3 protein-coding genes and 1 pseudogene are annotated in these 4547 nt (G+C 60.7%); 3 read left to right on the forward strand and 1 reads right to left on the reverse strand.

The genetic code is table 11. The annotated features are described in order from the left end of the window. Positions 1 to 1767: efflux RND transporter permease subunit (locus QZY06_RS06690; RefSeq protein ID WP_295681928.1), on the forward strand; the 1767-nt coding region annotated here is incomplete at its 5' end. 230 nt (positions 1768 to 1997) lie between these two features. Here the strand turns inward: QZY06_RS06690 and QZY06_RS06695 are convergent. After that, the gene (locus tag QZY06_RS06695) at positions 1998 to 2915 is read right to left on the reverse strand and encodes a LysR substrate-binding domain-containing protein (protein WP_295681931.1); all 918 of its coding nucleotides are present in this window, start codon (positions 2913 to 2915) and stop codon (positions 1998 to 2000) included. Positions 2916 to 3172: 257 nt separating this feature from the next. On the opposite strand from QZY06_RS06695, the gene QZY06_RS06700 reads away from it, so the two are divergent. Continuing rightward, a complete protein-coding gene (locus tag QZY06_RS06700; protein WP_295681933.1) occupies positions 3173 to 4309 on the forward strand; it encodes an alkane 1-monooxygenase in 1137 nt (378 codons plus the stop codon). A gap of 17 nt (positions 4310 to 4326) precedes the next feature. Further along, positions 4327 to 4547, forward strand: a pseudogene (locus tag QZY06_RS06705) (benzoate 1,2-dioxygenase large subunit); the annotation flags it as partial.

Consider the following 4547-nt stretch of genomic DNA (forward strand, 5'->3'; position numbering starts at 1 on the left):
GTGGCCTACGTGGTGGTGCCCTGGGCCTGCAATCGCTGGCTGCATCAGGGACAGGGCGCGCCGGCTGAAGCAAAACACGAACCCGATGCCCTGCATCGCCTCTATTACCGGCTGATCACGCCGCTGCTGGATCGCGCCCGGCTGCGGATGAGCTTGTTCGGGATGGTCGCGGTCGCGCTGCTGGCGTGCTTCCTGATGCCGGCGTGGCAGTTCATTCGGCCTTCCGGTGTCGGCGGTCCGCTATCGGCTGGCGGCGTCAGCCTGGCGATCATGCCGAAGGAGAACCGCAACAGTTTCAGCATCGCGATCACCATGCCCGAGCACACCCCGATCGAGACCACGGATCGGGTCGCCCGGCAATTCGGTGAGATCCTCGGCAGGCATCCTCTGGTCAGCAACTACCAGACTCATGTCGGCATTCCCGGCGTTGTCGATTTCACCGGCCTGGTCACCGGTGCTGCCAACCGGCGCGGCCCGCATGTCGCCGACATTCGCGTGAATCTGGTCGACAAGACGCAGCGGCAGACGAAGTCCGTGCCCATCGTCGAGGAATTGCGTGCCGCAACGGCCGAGATCCGGACTCGCTATCCGGGAATGTCTGTTCGCTTCCTGGAGTCACCTCCGGGGCCACCATCGGCCGCAATCGTACTTGCCAGCATCCACGGCAATGATGCCAATACCCTGCGGGCGATCTCGGGTCGGGTGAAGCAGCAGTTCGAGGAGACCTACGGCGTCGTCGATGTATTCAGCAGCGAAGCGGCCGATGTCGAGCAGGTCAATATCGTCGTCGACAGGGAAAAGGCGCTGCTGTCGGGTGTCACCGTGGCCGACATCGAACAGACCGTTCGCGCCTTGATGGATGGGCTCGTGGTTTCCGAGGCCCATATCGAAGGCGAAAGAAATCCAGTGCCGATCCGGCTCAGGGTGCCCCGGGAGCGCGAGATCGACCCACTGTTGCTCGACCGAATCACGGTGCGCAATCGCAGTGGCGATGCCATCCCGCTGTCCGAACTGACGCAAGTCGTGACGACGACCGTCGAGCATCCGATATTGCGCCGCGACAACGAACAGGTCAGCTATATCGGCGGCGATGTCAGCGCCGTCACTGCCCCGGTCTACGCCATCTTGGCGATGGATGCCCGACTCGACGGGCAGGAAGTCGCAGGCGTTACGCTGCGGACCGACAACATCACCCTGAGCGCGGTTTCGCCGAACACATTGGACGGCTACCAGTTGCTCTGGGATGGCGAACTACGCCTGACCCTCGACGCGCTGCGCGAGATGGGTGCCGTGCTTGGCGTCGTGCTGCTGCTGATCTTCCTGCTGCTGGTGGCCAGCTATCGCTCGTTCCTGATCCCGCTGCTCGGCATGACCGCGATCCCGCTCGGACTGATCGGCATCTTTCCCGGCCACTGGCTGGTCGGCATCCCGTTCAGCATGACCTCGATGATCGGCGTCGTGGCCCTGGCCGGGGTGGTGATCCGCAATTCGCTGCTGATCATCGACTTCATTCACGACTACCAGCGGCAGGGACACCCGCTGCGCGAGGCGGTGAAGCTCGCCGGTGCGGTTCGACTGCGGCCGATCCTGCTGACCTCCACTGCCGTCATACTCGGCACCCTGGTGATGTACCGCGATCCCCTGTTCGCTGGCATGGCGACATCGCTGATCTTCGGCACGATGACCTCGACCCTTCTGACGTTGCTGGTGCTGCCACCACTCTATTACCGGGTAGCCTTGCACTTCCCCGAGTGGGGCATTCATTGACGTTCGCGTAACTACCAATATGCCGAGCCGCCTACCCACGATCACGCGTATCCAGATCCGGATTCGTTTGCTTTTATCGAGCGCCACGAGGTGAGGGCGTCGATCATAGAAGCCAGTGGTCCGGCTCAAATCGTGGTTCGCTATCTGCTTAGCGACTGCTAACCCTTCCACAGGCGAGCAGATATTCGGTAATAGGGAATGGACTCTCTAGGTGCTCGACTGATGGCCCACTAACTGCCCGAGCGAAATCCGCGGGAAAATTTCCGGACCACATTGAGAAAAGCCGCAAGCAAAGGGGATGAGTCGCCTGCGCGATAAATGATGGTGAGATCCAGTACCGCCTTATCTCGCTTGCGGATCGGAATGTATCGAATGCCCGGCAGTTTCAGACTGCATGCAGAATCGGTGACCAAGGTGATGCCGACACCGCTTGCAACCATCGAGATGGCCGTGAATAGGTCATCCACTTCGCGGATATCACCTGGTTGGACTCCCAGCTGATGGAACAAGCGAAGCGCGTAATCGATGAAGCTCGGCCGTGATATATGGGGATAGAGAATCAGTGTTTGATCCACCACGTCTTTCAGGCCCAATTCCGCTCGCGCTGCCAAGGGGTGATTCACCTGGAGTGCGAGATGGAGACGCTCCGTGTGGACGGTCTCTTGGCGAAGATCGGGCTCATCGGCGTAGAGCCGATTGAATGCGACAGAGATTCGACGTTCGCGCACCGCTTTGGTCTGACTATCGCGATCCAGGTTGTGCATGGCGATTTCCACACGCGGGTAACGCAGCCGAAATTCCTGGACGATCTGCGGAATGGTGTTGAACATCGCGGATCCAAATACGCCCACATCGAGGCGTCCGATCTGCCCCTGGCCCGCCATCAAAGCTCGTTCTGCGGCCTGCTCGTTCAACGCCAGGATGTGTTTGGCGTCTTCGTAGTAGCTCGTGCCGGCGTCGGTCAACTCGACCCCCCGTGCATGGCGGATAAGAAGCTCCGTTCCTAAAGCTTCTTCTAGCTGCTGAATATGGCGGGTGAGCGGCGGCTGCGAGACGTGCATCTTGACGGCGGCTGCGCGAAAGCTCCGCTGCTCGACCACCGCGACGAAATCACGCAGGAGACGCAACTCGATTCCGGACACGCGCATGTGATTCTCTAGATGTCGTTAAGCCTTGTCAGCGATGCTACATCAGTATCGGTGGGGTCGGATAAATAGTATTGGACGCTTCGTGGTGCCCCCGCCATCCTGCCGGCACGACGAATCGGAACGTCGGAAATATGAAGTCGACCAATCGGTTTCGAGCTGCTGTATTGCCGGGATTGCTTGGTCCATAAGGAGGTACACCGAAACCTCCCGTCGCTCCCGCGACGCCAAAAATGAATGACCGCGATTCTGGAGGGACGATGACCGATACCTTGCGTTACTACCTGGCCCCGGCGACGACGTTGTGCGGTGTGATCGGATTTTTGATCGGTGGCAACGCCGTCTGGCTCGGCATCGCCACGTTTCCGCTCCTGCTGCTGTTGGACGTGGTGCTCCCGCGCGACGTGGCGCCGCGTCGAGGGGTCGTGCCGTTCCTCGCCGATCTTGCGCTGTACCTTCACGTGGTCCTCATCGTGGCTCTCTACGCGACATTCGCGTTGTCGGTAAAGCGCGGCTTCAATCCGCTGACCGGGATGGGCTCCGCGTCGCAGATCGTGGGAAGTCTGCTGTCGCTCAGCTGGCTGAGCGCGGTTCCCAATCTGCCCGTTGCACACGAGCTCATGCACCGTCGCCACTGGTTTCCGCGGCGGCTGGCGCAACTGGCCAGCACGTTCTACGGAGATCCGAACCGCGATGTCGGCCACGTGCTGACGCATCACATCCATCTCGATACGCCCCGCGACTGCGACACTCCATATCGCGGCGAGATCCTGTACGCCTTCGTCTGGCGCGCCTCAGTCGGCTCGTACTCCGATGCGGTGCGCTGCGAAGCCTCAAATCTGCGTCGCAAAGGGCTCAGCCCCTGGAACTGGCGCAACCGGCTGTGGCAGCAACTCGCGTTGCTGGCCCTTCCACCCGCGTTGACGGCTGTGTTCGCAGGGCCGATTGCTGCAATGGTCTGCCTTGGTGGAATGTTCATCGGCAAAACGCTCGTGGAGGCGTTCAACTACTTTCAGCACTACGGCCTGATCAGGGTCGAGGGTGCGCCAGTGCAGCTCCACCACGCATGGAATCATCTCGGCTCTGTCGTGCGTCCACTAGGCGTAGAGATCACCAACCATATTCACCACCATCTAGACAGCTATCGCCGGTTTTATGCGCTGCCACCCGAAGCGCAGGCGCCCCAGATGCCGTCTCTATTCCTTTGCTTTCTGCTCGCGCTAATTCCACCACTGTGGTTTGCGTGGATCGCAAAGCCCCGGCTACGCGACTGGGACCGTCGTTTTGCAACGCCAGCTGAACGGCAGCTTGCTATGGCCGCGAATGCGCGTGCCGGGTGGCCACGCTGGCTCGAAGACGCCACGGCGGCAGATGCTGCCCTCCACGCGCGCGCCTGATCACACCTGGAGCACGAATGAACGACTTTAGAGCCATGGAACCGAATCAGCTTCTCCTTGAGGGAGAGGGGGGGCAGCGAGCCGTCGATCGCCGCATTTTCACCTGCTCCCGACTCTACGAGCAGGAGTTCACCAATATCTGGGAAAAGGTTTGGGTGTTTTTAGCGCACGAAAGTCAGCTTCCGAAGCCGCGCGACTACATCACCGGTTGGATTGGTCGGGTGCCGGTCATCGTCAA

This window comes from uncultured Nevskia sp. (assembly GCF_903885465.1).
GTDB lineage: Bacteria > Pseudomonadota > Gammaproteobacteria > Nevskiales > Nevskiaceae > Nevskia.